At 67.8% G+C, this 15,830-nt stretch carries 15 protein-coding genes; 9 read left to right on the top strand and 6 right to left on the bottom strand.

From position 1 onward, the window contains the following. Positions 1–12: 12 nt before the first annotated feature. The 3 genes from A3CU_RS48920 to A3CU_RS0139235 all read right to left on the bottom strand — a co-directional run bounded on the left by A3CU_RS48920 (position 13) and on the right by A3CU_RS0139235 (position 2,510). The gene (locus tag A3CU_RS48920) at positions 13–990 is read right to left on the bottom strand and encodes an HNH endonuclease signature motif containing protein (protein WP_063628977.1); all 978 of its coding nucleotides are present in this window, start codon (positions 988–990) and stop codon (positions 13–15) included. Further along, complete coding sequence (locus A3CU_RS54970; protein WP_245617530.1) at positions 944–1,264, bottom strand: hypothetical protein; 321 nt, start codon at positions 1,262–1,264, stop codon at positions 944–946. Before A3CU_RS54970 ends, A3CU_RS48920 begins: the two co-directional genes overlap by 47 nt. A gap of 541 nt (positions 1,265–1,805) precedes the next feature. Beyond that, positions 1,806–2,510, bottom strand: a complete 705-nt coding sequence (locus tag A3CU_RS0139235; protein WP_043844130.1) for a nucleotidyltransferase domain-containing protein — start codon at positions 2,508–2,510, stop codon at positions 1,806–1,808. A gap of 232 nt (positions 2,511–2,742) precedes the next feature. Here A3CU_RS0139235 and A3CU_RS48925 point away from each other — a divergent pair, with 232 nt between their 5' ends. Together A3CU_RS48925 and A3CU_RS48930 are read left to right on the top strand one after the other, a co-directional pair. Next, positions 2,743–3,369, top strand: a complete 627-nt coding sequence (locus A3CU_RS48925; protein WP_043844064.1) for a TetR/AcrR family transcriptional regulator — start codon at positions 2,743–2,745, stop codon at positions 3,367–3,369. A gap of 54 nt (positions 3,370–3,423) precedes the next feature. After that, positions 3,424–4,320, top strand: a complete 897-nt coding sequence (locus A3CU_RS48930; protein WP_052372955.1) for an SDR family oxidoreductase — start codon at positions 3,424–3,426, stop codon at positions 4,318–4,320. 135 nt (positions 4,321–4,455) lie between these two features. Here A3CU_RS48930 and A3CU_RS0139250 read toward each other — a convergent pair whose 3' ends face one another. Further along, positions 4,456–6,660 (bottom strand): thiamine pyrophosphate-dependent enzyme, encoded by a 2,205-nt coding sequence (locus A3CU_RS0139250; protein ID WP_027946842.1) that lies wholly within the window; start codon positions 6,658–6,660, stop codon positions 4,456–4,458. Between the two features lie 138 nt (positions 6,661–6,798). On the opposite strand from A3CU_RS0139250, the gene A3CU_RS48935 reads away from it, so the two are divergent. Further along, a complete protein-coding gene (locus A3CU_RS48935) occupies positions 6,799–7,722 on the top strand; it encodes a LysR family transcriptional regulator (RefSeq protein WP_043844066.1) in 924 nt (307 codons plus the stop codon). Positions 7,723–7,803: 81 nt separating this feature from the next. On the opposite strand, the gene A3CU_RS48940 is transcribed toward A3CU_RS48935, so the two are convergent. Further along, entirely contained in the window at positions 7,804–9,000 is a 1,197-nt protein-coding gene (locus A3CU_RS48940) for an amidohydrolase family protein (RefSeq protein ID WP_052372957.1), read from the bottom strand. 167 nt (positions 9,001–9,167) lie between these two features. Here A3CU_RS48940 and A3CU_RS0139265 point away from each other — a divergent pair, with 167 nt between their 5' ends. From A3CU_RS0139265 to A3CU_RS0139280, 4 genes are all read left to right on the top strand, one after another. Continuing rightward, a complete protein-coding gene (locus A3CU_RS0139265; RefSeq protein ID WP_027946843.1) occupies positions 9,168–10,169 on the top strand; it encodes an ABC transporter substrate-binding protein in 1,002 nt (333 codons plus the stop codon). 8 nt (positions 10,170–10,177) lie between these two features. After that, entirely contained in the window at positions 10,178–10,984 is an 807-nt protein-coding gene (locus tag A3CU_RS0139270) for an ABC transporter ATP-binding protein (RefSeq protein ID WP_027946844.1), read from the top strand. Positions 10,985–11,153: 169 nt separating this feature from the next. Next, the gene (locus tag A3CU_RS0139275; RefSeq protein WP_027946845.1) at positions 11,154–11,990 is read left to right on the top strand and encodes an ABC transporter permease; all 837 of its coding nucleotides are present in this window, start codon (positions 11,154–11,156) and stop codon (positions 11,988–11,990) included. After that, positions 11,987–12,742 (top strand): ABC transporter permease, encoded by a 756-nt coding sequence (locus A3CU_RS0139280; protein ID WP_027946846.1) that lies wholly within the window; start codon positions 11,987–11,989, stop codon positions 12,740–12,742. Before A3CU_RS0139275 ends, A3CU_RS0139280 begins: the two co-directional genes overlap by 4 nt. Before the next feature lie 80 nt (positions 12,743–12,822). Here the strand turns inward: A3CU_RS0139280 and A3CU_RS0139285 are convergent, their stop codons facing one another. Beyond that, positions 12,823–13,485, bottom strand: a complete 663-nt coding sequence (locus A3CU_RS0139285) for a GntR family transcriptional regulator (RefSeq protein WP_027946847.1) — start codon at positions 13,483–13,485, stop codon at positions 12,823–12,825. A gap of 426 nt (positions 13,486–13,911) precedes the next feature. Here A3CU_RS0139285 and A3CU_RS0139290 point away from each other — a divergent pair, with 426 nt between their 5' ends. Both A3CU_RS0139290 and A3CU_RS0139295 read left to right on the top strand, forming a co-directional pair. Continuing rightward, positions 13,912–14,631 (top strand): GntR family transcriptional regulator, encoded by a 720-nt coding sequence (locus A3CU_RS0139290; RefSeq protein ID WP_169739745.1) that lies wholly within the window; start codon positions 13,912–13,914, stop codon positions 14,629–14,631. 76 nt (positions 14,632–14,707) lie between these two features. Next, entirely contained in the window at positions 14,708–15,181 is a 474-nt protein-coding gene (locus A3CU_RS0139295) for a RidA family protein (protein WP_027946849.1), read from the top strand. Positions 15,182–15,830: the final 649 nt, after the last annotated feature.

The following is a 15,830-nucleotide window of genomic DNA, read 5'->3' on the forward strand; positions in this document are numbered from 1 at the left end:
TTGGATGGTGGCTCAGAATGGCTGCTCCTGGTTGTCTTCGTTGCTCGAGTTGTCCTTTGTGGACTCGTTGGAATTTTCGACCGTGGGTTTGAAGATCGGATCCGGCCGGGTGGTGTGGGCGCGTCCGGCCGGGGTCATCACTGTCAGCTTGCCTGCCTCCCCGTCGAGGTGGAAACTCCATCCGGGTGCATCCTTCAGGGCATGGTGATTTCTGCACAAGCAGATGAGATTGTCGTGGGCGGTGCGGCCGTTCTTGCCGCGCCGGAAGTCGCGGTGGTGGTCGACATCGGACCGTTGTGCGGGTCGGCGGCACCCGGGAACTCGACATTCTCGGTCGCGGACGCGGACGAATTCGTCGAGGGCGGCGGGTGGCCGGTAGCGGGTACGGCCAACATCCAGGACGGCGCCGGAGACCGGGTCGCACGTAACCTTGCGCCACACGCTGTTCCGGTCGCGCATAATCTCGCAGGCGATCTCGCCCGGGATAGGGCCGTGTCCTTCGAGTTCGCATCCTTTGCTGGTGATGCCCAGTGCCGCGTCGATCGGAACGTGGATGTAAACCTGGGCGACGACCCTGGGTAGTCCTTCGTGCTTGCCCAATGCCAGATCTGTCAGTACATCAGCGCGGATTTGATCAAGCGTGCGGTTTTCGTCCTTCGTCTTCAGCTTGTGGGCGATGCCGTCGACTTTGGCGTAGATGGCGCTGGCGATTTCGGCCGGGAGGTACGCAAAGAGGGATGCCATTCCGTCCTCGGCATGGATCAGCTCGACCCGTCGATCCTTTCGACGCTTCTTCGCCCGCTCCGCATACCCATCAGGATCGACGGCGCACACAGCATCCCGCGCGATCCTCCGCACCCTCTCGGAGTCTTTGCCTGCCACCCGTCCGGCGATCCGTTCGTCCACCTCGCGGGCCTGCTCATCCGACAACAATGCCGTCACCTCACACACTTTGGTCGCGGTGCGCAGGTCGATCTCGCCGTTCTCCATGGCGGACAACAGCTTTTGGCAGCCGGGTGGTCAACTCCGCTGCCGCACTGACCAAACCCGCCGCGGCCTGTCTGCTTACGCAGAGTTCGAGTGCGATTTCGTCGGCCGCCCATCTTGTCTGACCTCGGATCTTGCAGAGTCGGGCAATGGTACGTACCTGGATGGCTTGGGCGCGGCAGATCGCTTCCCGGGCCACGGCCATGGTCTCGACCGAGGCGTGGTCGGACATGCGGGCGATATCCTCGCCGCACAGCGAGAACAAGTTATACAACACGGGGGAATCCTTTACTCGAAGACGGAATACGTCGATTCTATCGATCAGGTGAGCGACTATCCATCGAACACAACATGAAAAATCGCCGCCCGGGTCGCCGGAAGACCTACGGCACCCAATGTTTTCGCCTCAGCGAAAACACCGCGTCCTGTCATGGAGGTCCTCGTAGCCTCGCGAGATGCCGTTCCGAACGCCTGCGGGGCAGGGCCGAGTTCGACGAAAGGAAGCATCATGTCCAGTCCAACACCCGGCCAGCACGGCGGGAAGGTCGCCGGGCCGCTCGATCGTGCTCGTGCTGTCTGCCGTGTTCGTAGTCGCAGTGGCTGTCACCGTCGTCGTGCTGGTCCGCCGAGCCGGGCGGCGACTGAAGCGACAGGGGCGGCCGTGTGGCCACTGCCGCGCGGCTAGTTCGGCCAACTCCTGGCCGTGAACGCGTTCCTGCGCGGCCGCAAGGTCTGCGCGGACCTATCCACCGTCTGGCCCGGCATCACGTTGTTCAGCTACCGTCGGGCACGCGGCTGGCCAGGTCCCGCCCGTCGCGTCACGGATTACGCGGATCGGTAACCCGATAGCCGTCCCGCAGCGGGCCGCCCACGTCGTCGAGCACCTCACGAGCCATTGCGGCAAGCCGCGCGGGCACGCGGAGGGCGTGGGCCAGGCGATCGGCCAGATCCGGGTCGTGGTCGCGCAGTTCGCGCAGCAGCCATTTCCCGGTGCCCTGCCAGTGCCGCCCGGAAAGCAGGGCCAGTTGGGCGGTCTTGGTCAGGACCCGACAGGCGATGAAGGCGATCTCGGCCGGGTCCTCGGCACCGGTCAGGTCGTCGAGCAGATCGGTGAGCTCGTAACGGTGGGCCGCCAGTTCGGCCGGGCTCGCGGCGGCCGGACCTTCGGCCAACCGACGGCGCATTTCGGCTTGCAGGCGTTCGCCCAGCGCGCCGCGGTCACTCACGATCGTTCCTTCGGCGATCAGCCGAGGAATCCCCGGCCAGCGGCGGGCCAAGTTGTCTTCGCAGTAGGCGGCCAGCGTTTGCTCGTCGTGCACCAGTACTTCCACCGGCCATCCCGCCCAGGTCAACGAGTGGCGATAGGGGCTCTCCCGGGGCCTGGTCACCACGACCATGTCCAAATCGGACGCCGGGGTACGTCGTTCGGTGAGCACGCTACCGCCCACGATCACGGTGAGAGCATCGGGAAAGGAGTGGTGGGCGAATCCGCGAGCGGCAGCGACAGGCTCCGTCTGTACCACGTCCACCTCGAAAGCTCGTGCCGGTCTCTCGCTGACCAATCTTGTCACAGCTCGAAGGTCTGAAACACCGGCCGTTGTAGAGACCCTGCGGGTAGATTTCCGCGATCAACCGCAACTGCTCGAAGCACGCAGACGTCGCCGGGTTCCTTCTCGCGCAAGGAATCGCCGGCTCCGCATCCATCGTCAACAGTCCAACCTTGCCGGTCCGAGCGCCGCGAGCTAAGTTGGTCATGTGGCTAACTTAGTCGATCGACCAACTTCGCCGCGAGGGCGGCAACGCCGGGAGCAACTGGAGGAGGCGGGGGTCGCGTTGCTCGCGGAGGGTGGCTGGCCGGCGGTGACCACCCGGGCGGTGGCCGAGCGTGCGGACGCCAATGTGGGATTGATCCACTACCACTTCGGCGGGTTGCCCGGCCTGCACGCGGCCATTGCCCGACGGGCCGGCGACGAGGTGATCGGCCCGGTCGTCGAGGCGTTGCTCGCCGCCCCCGACGCGAAGGATGCTCTGGCGACGCTTCGTCGCCTGCTGCCGGCCACCACGGGTGATGACCGGGTGCTGCGGCTGGCGGTGGAGCTGATGGCCGGCGCCGGGCGGGATCCGGCGCTGGGTCAGGCGCTGCGCGATGGGCTGCGGGAAGCGCGCGGCCGGCTCGCTGGGCGGCTGGGTGAGCTGTACCCACGTTGGCCGCCCGCGCGGTGCACCGGCGCGGCGACGGTGATCACGGCGTTGGTGGACGGACTGATGCTGCACTATCTGCTCGACGGCGAGCTGCCCGCCGAACAAGCATTGGCCACCCTGGGCGAGCTGATCGGCTTCGGCGACACCGCCAGCATCCTCGCCCCACCCAACGGAGGCTGAACCGACGGCGGCGCGCCGCCGCCATGTCACCAGCAGGAAGGAAGATGATCCCCGATGAAGGTTCTGGTCGCCGGATCGACCGGCTACCTCGGCCGGCACGTCGTCCGTGAGCTACACGCACGCGGACACCGGGTCCGCGCGCTGGCCCGAACGCCCGACAAGCTGGCCCCGCTGCGGGACGCGGTGGACGAGATCCACGTCGCCGACGCGACCGACCCGGACGCGCTGGACGGCTGCTGCGAAGGCGTCGATGCCGTGTTCAGTTCCGTCGGCCTGATGGGCAAATCCGGCAAACTCACCTGCTGGGACGTCGACTACGCCGCCAACCGCAATCTGCTGGACCAGGCCGGGCGCGCGGGTGTGGAGAAGTTCGTCTACACCTCCGTCCTCCGCGCGCCCGGGCTGGAAAGGACCCAGCTCGTCCGCGCCAAGCGCGCGTTCGAAGACGAACTGAAGCGATCCGGGATGCCGCACACCATCCTGTACCCCAACGGCTTCTTCTCCGACATGAATGAATTTCTCGACATGGCGCGCAGGGGCCGGGCCTACGTGTTCGGCACCGGAGGCCTTCGGATCAACCCGATCGACGGGGCCGACGTCGCCGACGCGGCCGCCAACGCCCTCGTCCACGATGCCGACGCCATCGACCTCGGCGGACCGGACATCCTCACCCACGAGCAGATCGCGCGGGAAGCCTTCCGCGCTCTCGGCACCCGGCCGCGGATTACCCACCTTCCGCTCTGGACCATCAAGACCGCTTTGTTCCTGCTGCGCCGGCTTACTCCGCTACGGACACATCAGCTCGCAGAATTTCCGCTCACCGTTCTTACCCAGGACGTCCTCGCTCCCACCATCGGTCACCGCCGCCTCGCCGACCACTTCACCGAGCGGGTGATTCCACGTGGTGGCGATGGCATTGCAAGGTGGCGAAACGATCGGGCGAAGAACTGACCACAGAGGACGACGGTGCCGCCGAGACAACCGGTTCCGGTGGGCTGATCCCCGCTCGTTGCCGAGCCCCTCTCCGTGTTTCGCCTGCGCGACGGCGTTCAAGAGGCGACGGCGCGTAATTAACGCACGCAGCGGCTAACCGGCCAGTTCGACGGCCGCCTTTTCGATGTCGTTCTCCGACAGCAGCACGTGGTTCGCCGCGCTGCCCAGTGGGATGAAGCTGTTCACGCTGGTCACCCGGCGAACCGGGCCGGTGAATCCGCCGTCGGCCAGCGCGGTCACCACCGCTTCGGACACGCCGCCGTCGGTGCGGGTCTCGTCGGCGACCAGAACGCGCCCGGTTGCCGACGCCTCGCGCAACAGGTCCTCGACCGGCAGCGGTGCGAGCCATCGCAGGTCCAGCACTCGCGCGCCGATTCCGCGTTCGGCGAGCCGGCTCGCGACACGCAGGCTCATCGGCACGCCGTTGGCGAACGTGACGATCGTCAGGTCGGTGCCGTCGCCGTGCGTGCGCGCGCGGCCGACCGGCACGTGCGTCGCACCCCACCGCTCGGGTTCGGGGTAGCGCCCGAGCCAGCCGTTGTCGCCGGGCGTGTGCAGATCCCGTGTGTGGTAAAGCGCGATCGGCTCCAGGAACACGCACACGCTTCCGTTTGCGCGCGCCGCCGCGGCGCACGTGCGCAGCATCGCCGCCGCGTCGTCGGGCCGGGACGGTGACGCGATCACCAGGCCGGGGATGTCGCGCAGCGCGGCCACGCTGTTGTCGTTGTGGAAGTGCCCGCCGAATCCCTTCTGGTAGGCGTAACCGGCGATGCGCACCACCATCGGGTTGCGGTACTGACCGTTGGCGAAGAACCGTAGCGTCGCGGCCTCACCGCGGAGCTGGTCGGCCGCGTTGTGCAGGTAGGCGAGATACTGGATCTCGGGGATGGGCAGGAATCCGCACAGTGCCGTGCCGAGCGCGGTGCCCAGCACGCTCTGCTCGTCCAGCAGCGTGTCGAAAACCCGTGCGGCACCGAACTTCTTGCGCAGCCCGCGGGTCACGCCATATACGCCGCCCTTCACGGCGACGTCTTCGCCGAACACCAGCGCGCCCTTGTCACGCGCCAGCACGTCGGCCAGTGCCCGGTTCACCGCCTGTGCGAACGTCAGGCCTTCCTCTTGTTCGGGCAGGCGATCGAATGCCCGCGCCCGCGCGTCGGTACCGGCCGCTTCGGCAGCCTTCGCGGCGACCCGGCTGGGGTCCGGCTGCGCCAGGGGAGCGGTCACCTCGGCCGCCGATGCCAGGCGCGGCCCGAGCACGGCCTCCCTGGCGATCGCGGCGACCTCCGCGCGTTTGTGCTCATATCGCCCGATTACCTCGTTCGGGGACAGGATTCCTTGTGTGACAAGGAGTTTCGCGGTGCACAGCACCGGGTCGCGGGCGTGGTCGGCCGCGATGTCGGCGGCACCCCGGTAGGCCGACTCCACATCGGACCCGGCGTGACCCATCAGCCGCACCGTGCGCAGCCGCAGGAACGCCGGTGCGCGGTTGGCACGCACCCACGCGGCGGCCTCGGCCGACACGGCGAGCGCGGCCGGCAGATCGGTGCCGTCCACATCGAACCACCGCAGTCCGGGCCGGTGCGCGTAGGCGTGCTTGATCCAGCCGCGCGGGGTGCGCACGCTGATGCCGATTCCGTTGTCCTCACATACGAACAGCAGCGGCATCGGCAGGCCCTGGTAGGCGCAGTGGACGGCCGAATTGATCGCGCCGGTGGCCGTCGAGTGGTTGGCCGAGGCGTCGCCGAAACTGCACACCACCACGGCGTCGGCCGGCCAGGGCCCGGACACGTTCAGTTTCTTCGCGCGCTCGATGCCGAAGGCCACCCCGACCGCGCGCGGCAGGTGCGAGGCGATCGTCGAGGTCTGTGGGATCACGCCGAGCGCCGCATTGCCGAAAACCTTGTGCCTGCCACCGGAAATCGGCTCGTGTACCGACGCCGTGACGCCGAGCAGCACGTCGCGCAGCGGCTGCTGGCCGGGCACCTGCCGGGCGCGCTCGAGGTAGAAGCCGCCGGACCGGTAGTGCAGCAGCGCGGGATCGGTCGGGCGCAGTGCCGCCGCGACCGCCACGTTGCCCTCGTGCCCGGACGAGCCGATGCTGTAGAAGCCCTGGCCCGCCTTGCCGAGTTCGCGGGCGGCGAGGTCGAGATGCCGGCTGCCGAGCTGTGCGTCGAACAGCTCCAGCAGGCGCGCGCCGGTCAGCCCGGGCGCCACCTCGGCGGCCGGGTCCGCGGGCGGTACGGCCGGAAAAGACTGCACAGTGGACAGAAAGTTCTCGTCGATCGCTTCCGTCATCGCCAGCCTTCTCGTCGCGGTCCGGGCCGTCCCCGTGCCTGTCCACGCTGGTGTCTGGAGCGCGGCGGGTCAAGATGCCGCCGGGTCACAGATGCTCGCCGCAGGGCAAGCAAGTCTTACGCTTGTTAGATTGAGGCTGTGCTGAACCCTGTCCACCTGCGCACTCTCGCCACCGTGGTCCGCACCGGCTCGTTCGCGGATGCGGCACGGCAGCTCGGCTACACGGGTTCCGCGGTGTCCCAGCAGATCGCCGCGCTGGAACGGGCCGTGAAGCTGCCGCTGTTCGAACGGGGCGCCCACAGCGTCCGGCCCACGCCCGTCGCGGCGTTTCTGGCCGGCCACGCCCGTGACGCGCTCGCGGCGCTGGAGCAGCTCGACGACGAACTGCGCGCGCTTGCCTCGGGATGGCGGGGACGGTTGCGGCTGGGCAGTTTCCCCACGGCGAGCGAGCGCCTGCTGCCCGCGTGCCTGGCCGCCTACGCGCCGGCGCATCCGGCCGTGGAGGTCCGCCTCGACGAGGGTGAGCCGGAGGAACTGATGCCGTTGCTGGGTGACGGTGAACTCGACCTGGCCGTGGTCTTCTCCTACGACCTGGTGCCGCGCCGGTGGCCATCGGGACTTCAGGCGACACCGTTGCTGCACGAGGAACTGGTGCTGTTGCTGCCCCGTGATCACCGGCTCGCCGGAGCCGGCACCGTCGAACTCGCCGAACTGGCCGACGAGACGTGGGTCGCCACGCGCGAGGGCACGGCCGCCGTCTTGTGCGTCTCCCGGCTGTGCGCCGCCGCCGGTTTCGAGCCGCGGATCGACTACCGCAGCAACGACTACGCCGTCATCCGCGGGTTCGTGCGCGCGGGTCTGGGCATCGCGCTGGTGCCCGCGCTGGGCTACCGCGAAACCGAATCGGTCGTCGCGGTGCGCCTCGCCGGCAGCGACGCTCGACGGCACATCACCGCGCTGCACCGTGCGACGGCCGTGAACCCCGTCGTGGCGGACGCGGTGACCGCGCTGCGCGACGCGGCACGTGCGCTGACCCGGGAATTGCCCGTGGTGGCAGCGTAAGGGCGGCTAACGCTGCCACCACGGATTGGCGTGCTTGGCGCCTTGGGCCCGGCACGCCTTATCACCCAGGCTCGGTCGCGTTCAGCGAAGAAGATCGGCGAGGTTGCCGTGGGTCAGCCTGGCCGGCGTGTGTGGTGGTGGGGTTTGCGAGCTGCGGCCGAGGAACAGCGGGCGTCCGTCGATGAAGACCGACGAGACGCCGGGGAGATCGCCGAGCGCGAGGGACTCCAGGCCGTCGGTGGCGCGCGAACCGCGGATCGGGCCGATCAGCACGAAGTCGGCGGGACGCCCCGGTGCGAGCACGCCCACGTCGAGGCCGTGCCGCGCGGCCGTCACGCCGGTCCCGCAGGCCACGGCCTCGGCCGCGTCCACGCCGCACACGCCGGCCAGATAGGCGATGTTGCGCAGCATCCCGCGCGGGATGACGCCGGTGCCGCCGGGCGTGTCGGTGCCCAGCGTCAGCCGGTCGATGCCACCCGTGGCCTTGAGGTGGTCGGTGGTCACGATGGTGGCGCGGTGGTTCATCGATGCGCACACCTCCACCGCGCACTCCGGCCGGTCGTCGATCACCGCGCGGATCTCCTCGTCCGGCATGGGAATCGGGCCGCCGGAGATGTGCGCGACGACGTCGGCGCCGACCGCGGCGACCACCTCGTGACCGGCGATGCGGCTGGAACCCGAACGCGAGACGCCACCGGAGTGGATCTTCACCGTGATGCCGCGCTCGCGCGCCCACGCCACGTACTGCTGTGCCTCCCCATCGCCGAGGCGAGACCAGTCGTAGAAGATGAATTTCGCCTGGTGGACGCCCGCTTCGGCGAGTTGATCGAAGTGGCTCTGGCGCATTCCGGGCACCAGCAGCACCGTTCCGGCGTGCACCCGCACACCGGAGGGTCGCACGCGCGCCGTCGTGCGCCGGGACGTGCGCGCCAGCGCTACCACGTCGTCGGCCGTCAGTTCGTCGAAAGGCATTCCGGGCAGGTGCAACTCGCCCGCGGACACCATCGTCGTGGTGCCGCCCTGCGCGTAGTTGCTGATCCAGTTGAGGCTGTCCTGCGCGGGCGTCCATTCCCCGAACGAGGGGTGCACGTGCCCGTCGACCAGGCCGGGGATGACCGTGAGTCCGGCGGCGTCCACGACGAAATCGGGGTTCGGGGGTACCTCTCCGATCGCGGCGATCGCCGCCCCGTCCACCACCAGCGTGGTATCGCGCAGCACTGGCGCGCCGGGCTCACCAGTGGCCAGGACAGCGATGTTTTCGACCAAGGTAGTCGTCATCCGGGGACTCCCAACGGTTTACGAACTTGCAACGCCGCCTCCTGAAACGAGGGCTTCCGGGAGAGGGAGGTACAGGCTACATTATCCAAAATCCAATTCAGGGAGAACGGCATGACGGGCGGTCAACCGCTCCGTAACAGGATGACCGACCCGACCAAGGAGCCCCGATGACACTCTCCAGACTCCGTGTGGCGCTCATGAGCTGTGTCGCGCTGTTGTCGCTCGCCGCGCTCACCGCTTGCGTGAGCGACACGTCAAGCAACTCCGCCCCGCCCGGGCAACCGGGCCTTACGGCGATCCGCATCTCGGCCACCGGAACCGACAGTCTCCCGTTCATGGCCACGATCCAGCTGGCCCAGAACAAGGGCTGGTTCTCCGAGCAGGGCGTCGACGTCTCGCTGTATTCCGGCAGCGGGGGTGGAAACACGCTGCGTCCGGTGTCCACAGGGGACGCTGACATCGCGATCGCGGGTAACACGTCCGTGGTGCTGGCCGCGCAGAAGGCCGACTCGGGCATCAAGATCGTCGCCCCCTGGTTCCAGGTCAACGACTTCTCCTTCATCGGTCCGCAGAAGGTTTCCCTCGACGGTGCGACGTTCGGCTTCTCCTCGGCGGGTTCGACCACCGAACTCATCACGAAAGCCTTGCAGGCCAAGCACCCCGGACTGCAGACGATCGGGGTCGGGCAGTCCGGCGAGAACTGGGCCGCCGCCAAGGCCGGCCGCATCACCGCGGGCTGGGCAATGCACCCGTTCATCAACCAGATGGAAGAGCAGCAGGGCGCACAGGTCGTTCTGGACAGTCGCACCGAGATCGGTGACTTCCCGGCCGATCTGGTCGCCGTCAACACCCAGTTCGCCGCCGCGCACCCGGAGGCGGTGAGCGCGTTCTTCACCGCGATGGCCAAGACGTTCAACTACGTCGCGACCGATCCGGCCAATGCCGCCAAGGACCTCGCGCCGATGCTGAAGGTCGACGCCGGCGTGTTGCAGCGCGGCATCGAGCAGACCCCCGAGCCCGCCAAGGCGTACTCGCTCAAAGTCGACCCGGCCGGCCTGAAGAACCTGTCCGACCTCATGGTTCAGGCCGGCTTCATCAAGGCGCCAGTGGATTGGACCACCGCGCTGGATCAGCAGTACCTGCCCGCCACCGACCGAACGACCATGTGAGAGCCTTTATGCCGACTCCAACCGACATCGAGCTCAAGGACGTCCGCATCGCCTTCCCGACCGCTTCGGGCACCGAACTGGTCGCGGTGGACGGAGTTCACCAGCACATTCCCGAGCGCACCTTCGTCTCCATCGTGGGACCCAGTGGCTGCGGCAAGTCCACGCTGCTCGCCGCGGTCGCCGGCCTCCAGAAGGTGACCTCCGGTTCGGTCCGGATCGGCGATCGCCCAGTCAACGGCCCGGACCGGGCCGTGGGCCTGGTGTTCCAGGAGGACTCGACGCTGCCGTGGCGCACGGTTGTAGACAACGTGCGCTTCGCCATGCAGGTCGCGGGGGTGAGCAAGGCCGAGCAGCTGGAACGGGCCGCCGCCGCCATCGAACTGGTGGGGCTCAAGGGTTTCGAGAAGTCCCGGCCCACCGAGCTCTCCGGCGGCATGCGGCAGCGGGTCGCACTGGCCCGCACGCTCGCGCTGCGTCCCTCGGTGGTGCTGATGGACGAGCCGTTCGCCGCGCTCGACCAGCAGACCCGCATCCTGCTCGGCGCCGAGGTGCTGCGCATCTGGCGGCAGACCCACCAGACGGTCCTGTTCGTCACGCACGACATCGCCGAGGCGATCCTGCTGTCCCAACAGGTCTGGGTCATGTCCTACCGGCCGGGCCGCATCATCGATGTCGTCGACGTGGACCTGCCCGAGGAGCGCAGCCCCGACATCGTGTCGACCCCGGACTTCAACCGGTTGCAGAACCGGATCTGGAGTTCCCTGCAGGCGGAGTCGATGCGCGGGTTCGCCAGCGAGTCCAGGGCAGCCTCGTGACACCCGCAGCGTCAACTCGCGGCTGGCAGGACGACCACACGGCGCGCCGCCGACAGGCCCCGCTATCGGGTTGGCAGGGCGCCGGTAAGGACGACGTGACTCGAACTCGTCAGGAGCGCCCTGGCGACACGATCGCGGTCGCGCGCAAACTCGCGGAGGGGGCAGCCTCATGACGGTGCAGAGCCAGACGCGTCCCAGTGAACAGCAGGCGCCCGCCGCCGGGCCGTCCCGGCGGCGTCGGCGCCGGATCGGCGACGGCACCCGTAGTTTCGCCGCCACCGTCGGGCTTCTCGTCCTGCTGGGCCTTCTGCTCCAGGCCGGCGGGGCGCTCGGCTGGTGGCCGGGCTCGACCCTGCCGAAACCCTCCGACGTCGTCCCGATCGCGCTGAACCTGCTCGGCGATCCGACGTTCTGGGGCGACTTTGGCCGCAGTGCCGTGGAAATCCTCGGCTCGGTCGCCTTCGGGGTCACCGCCGGTCTGCTGATCGGCGTGCTGTTCTGGAAGATGCCCGGCGTCGGACGGGTCTTCGAGCCCTACCTGGTCGCGTTCTACTCGGTGCCGCTGGTGTTGTTCTACCCGATGCTGATCGTCATGGTCGGCATCAACGTGTGGTCGGTCATCATCATCGGCACCGTCATGGCCGGTATCCCGATGGCCGTCAACACCTGGGTCGGCCTGTCCGGAATCCGGCCGGTCTACCTGAAACTGGCGAAGTCGGTGGGCTGCAGCCAGGTGCAGACGCTGGTGCGGGTGGCGCTTCCGGCCGCCGCGCCGATGGTCTTCGCCGGTCTGCGCCTTGGCACCTCCTACGCGCTGATCGGTGTGATCGCGATGGAGTTCACCACCGCGCAGGCCGGTCTCGGCTACCGCATCCGGTACCTGTACGAGTCCTTCGAGACTCCGCACATGTACGCCTACGTGACGATGGTGCTCGTGATCGCGGTGATTCTCACCGCGGTGCTGGAGATCGGAGAGCGGGTCGTGGCGAAAAGGAGCGGCCGATGACGACCGGAGTGATCCGCCGCGGCAAGATCCCCGGCAAGACCCTGCTCGGCTCGGTCGGCGTGGCCGCGCTCGCCGTCATCGTGTGGCAGCTGGTGTCCGGCATGACGTTCGTCGTGCCCAGCCCCGGCGACACGGTGTCGGCGCTGCTTCGCGACCTCGGCGACCGGAACTACCTGCTGAACCTCCAGTACACGTTCGTCGCCGCGTTCTGGGCGTTCGTGATCGGGTCGGCGGCCGGTTTCCTGCTCGGCCTTGGGCTCGGGCTGTTCCGGTGGGCCCAGATCGTGTTCGAGCCGATCATCACCGCGCTCAACGGCCTGCCCAAGATCATTCTGTACCCGGTGCTGCTGCCGGTGTTCGGGCTGAGCATCAGCTCCAAGATCGCGATGGGCGTGTTGTTCGCGTTGTTCCCGGTGCTGGTCAACGTCGCGATCGGCAGCCGCAACGTGCCCGCGGTGTACCGGAAACTGGCCCGTTCGGTGAACGCTTCGGGTCCACAACGACTGTGGTACGTGATCCTGCCGGCGATCCGCCGTCCCGCGATCGCGGGCCTGCGGCTGGCGACCAGCCTCGCGCTGGTCGGTGTGGTGCTGGCGGAGTTCTTCGCGACGAAGTTCGGGCTGGGCCGGGTCGTGCTTCAGTCGTACTCGGCCGGCCAGTACGCCGACATGATGGCGACCATCCTGTTGCTGATCCTGGTCTCGTTCGTGCTGTCGGTCTTGTTGTGGTGGTGGGAGCGCCGCATGCGCTAGCGCTATGCCGTACAAGCGAAGCCCTGGACACCCGAAGGGGGTGGCCAGGGCCTTCGTTGTGAACAGTCTGTTGTGGACGATTAGTCCTTGGCGTCGGCGACGCTCCGCAGCCCTTCCACCGTGTGCATCCGGTGGGCCGACATCAGCTCGATGAGCGCGTCGGCGTCGCGTTTCTCGGCCGCGCGCAGGATGCGGTGGTGGTCCTGGTGCGCGGCGGACCGGAAGTGATCGTCGCCGTGGTAGACCGACCGGTACACCTCCGACCAGTCCCAGAGCTGATGGATGAACCGGGTCAGTCGCGGCATCCCGGACGCGTCGAGCAGCGTGAAGTGGAAGCGCCGGTGCGCGGCGTTGAGGCGTGCGAGGTCGTCGGAGGACTCCTCCATCTCGGCCAGCGCGTCACGCATCGTCTGGAGGTCTTCCTCAGAGGTGCGCGCCACCGCGTGACGCACGGCCTCGCTCTCCAGGATGTGGCGCAGCCGCTGGATCTCCTCCAGATCGGCGATGTCCATCTCGGCGACGAAATACCCTCGGTGCGCGATGTGCACCACCTGGTCCTCGCCCTCCAGGACCTTCAGCGCCTCGCGGATCGGCACCCTGCTGACGCCGAGTCGCTCGGCGAGCGACTCGGTGACCAGCTTGCTCCCGGGCGCGAGTTCGCCCTCCCGGATCATGCGGCGCAGTTCCACCACGACCGCCTGGTGCGCGGTCTGCGGCTTGCGGAAGCCGGATTTCGGGGTCACGGCAGTCGATCTCCTCTGTCCGGACCTGGAAGGGTCAGATTGGACATTCTATTCACTCGGCCCGCGGCTGGGGAAAGACCTGTCGAATCGCATGGTGCCCGAGCCCGGATCCGTGGGCCGGACGTGAGCGACGGCACGTGAAAGACCACAATTCTTTCAAGGCGATTCGCCTGACCGGGCGAAGGTCATCCGCGTGGGTTTGTCCCGCCGGGGACGGGCCTGCCCGCTGGGTGTCGTGGCCGGGTGCCGTAAGGGAGCGCGTCGCTGGGCGGGCGTGCCATACGCTCGGCCCGGGGACACGCCCTCGAGATCCTCAGCTTTGTGTAGTATTTATACAATCCGGCCGGGAAGAGGGCGATGTGATCTCCAGGGCGCTCGCGGGTTGTCCCGCGCTCCAGGTACAACCGCTACCAAATGGTGATTTACATGGTGAATCGCTCGACTGACGGGTCCGTCGACGCGGTGGGCGAGCCCTCCCGGCGGAAACGTAATGTATACAGTCCGCCGGCGACGGCCCACCAGGTCGTGCTGGACGGGTTGCGTGGTCTCGTGGTCACCGGGGAGCTGCCGCCCGGTTCGGCGATCCGCCAGGACGAGATCGCCGAACGGTTCGGCGTCAGCCGCGTTCCGGTGCGGGAAGCACTGAAGATCCTGGAGGGCGAGGGGCACGTGACCTACGTCGCGCACCACGGTTTCCGGGTGACGCGGCTGTCGATCGCCGAGCTGATCGAAATCTACGACATGCGGGAGTGGATCGAGACCGGCCTGGTGCGCGCGAGCGTGCCCCGCCTCGGGCGTGCGCACCTCGAGGTGGTCGAGGACGCGATGAAGCTCATGGAGCGAGCTGCCGACGCGGGCGACCTCGCCACGGTGAACCGGGAGAACCGCCGGTTCCACTTCCAGTTCTTCGAGCCGTCGGGGCTGCGCCGCGCGATGCGGATGGTCAGCCAGCTCTGGGATGCCACCGACCCGTACCGCGCGCTGTACTTCGACCGGCACATCAGTGCCGGCTCGGTGAACAGCGACCACCAGAAGATCGTGGACGCGGCCTTCGCCCACGACGTCGAGCGGACGGTCCGGCTGCTCAACCTGCACCGCAGTGACTCCGTGGCCCGCCTGCGCGCCCTGCTGAAAGACGAGGACTGATGACCCGCGCTGTGCCAAGCCGCGGCAACCAAGGTGACCGCGGGGCGCGCCCGCGCAAGGTCGCGGAGGAACGCTGATGACGAGCACCGATCACGTCGCCGAGGTGCTGGCCGGGTACGGCCTCGCCCTCAACCCCGCGCTGGGTGTGCGGGGCGACTACGCGCCCGTTCGCGTCGTCGGGACCACCGCGTGGGTGTCCGGCGTGACCGGCCGTGGTCCTGACGGACCCGGCCCGGCCGGTGTCGTCGGTGACACGGTGTCGCTCGAGGATGCCCGTTTCGCGGCCCGCCGCGCTGCGGCGAACCTGTTGTCCTCACTGGAGTTCCACGTCGGGCTGGTGCGCCTGGCCGCGCTCGGGCACCTGCGCGGCTACGTGCGGGCCGTCCCGGAGTTCGACCGTCACCCCGCGGTGATCGACGCCGCGTCCGAGGTACTGGCCCGCGCGCTCGGCCCCGACGCCGGCCTTCACGCGCGCACCGCGCTCGGTGTGGCGTCGTTGCCCGGCGGGGCCGCGGTGGAGCTGGACCTGGTGGCACATCTGCGTGGGTAGCAGCGGCTGGGCTTCCGTCCGCCGCCAGTCCATTTTGGATAGGCGCGGTCGCTTGCCGGGTCACCGTTCTCGATCGAACGGTCGATCGGCGACTCTTACGACAAACGTCTTGTATGAGGCCATTCGGCGCAGTCGGCTGCCACATTCCGTTCCGAAATGAATGAATGAATCATCAAATTTTTCACAAGATGTTTCTACCTTGACGTAACATCACGTATCCCCGATGATGATCGGAACGATCTTTTTCGACGGGGTTGCCGCAGTCCAGGGGCGCTTTGTACGTCAAGAAATGCAGAGCTCGTGCTGGTACTCAGTGTGAGCAGTGCGCCGAATGCGCCATGGTGCTGCTCCTTAACGGCTATTGCCCTTGTGTTTGTTGAGGGTTCACTATTACAGACGCTGTGGGGGCCCAGCCAATCTCCTTGCGCTCCTGGAGCACGCAAGACCGAAATGATCTCACTGCGTTTTTGGTAGCCGATCCGCGCGATGCGGACGTGTGTTCATGCTGGGAGTGCTGGAGAAGATGTGGAGTCCTTGATGGCTTTGGCCTGCCTCCGAAAAGGCTCACGAGGCCGGCGGCAGTGCCCAAGATCTGTCCACGCCGAACCTATGCACCCACTATGAGCAAGGCCTGCTCATGCGAGGTTCT

It is taken from the genome of Amycolatopsis taiwanensis DSM 45107 (assembly GCF_000519205.1).
GTDB classification, from domain to species: Bacteria; Actinomycetota; Actinomycetes; order Mycobacteriales; family Pseudonocardiaceae; genus Amycolatopsis_E; species Amycolatopsis_E taiwanensis.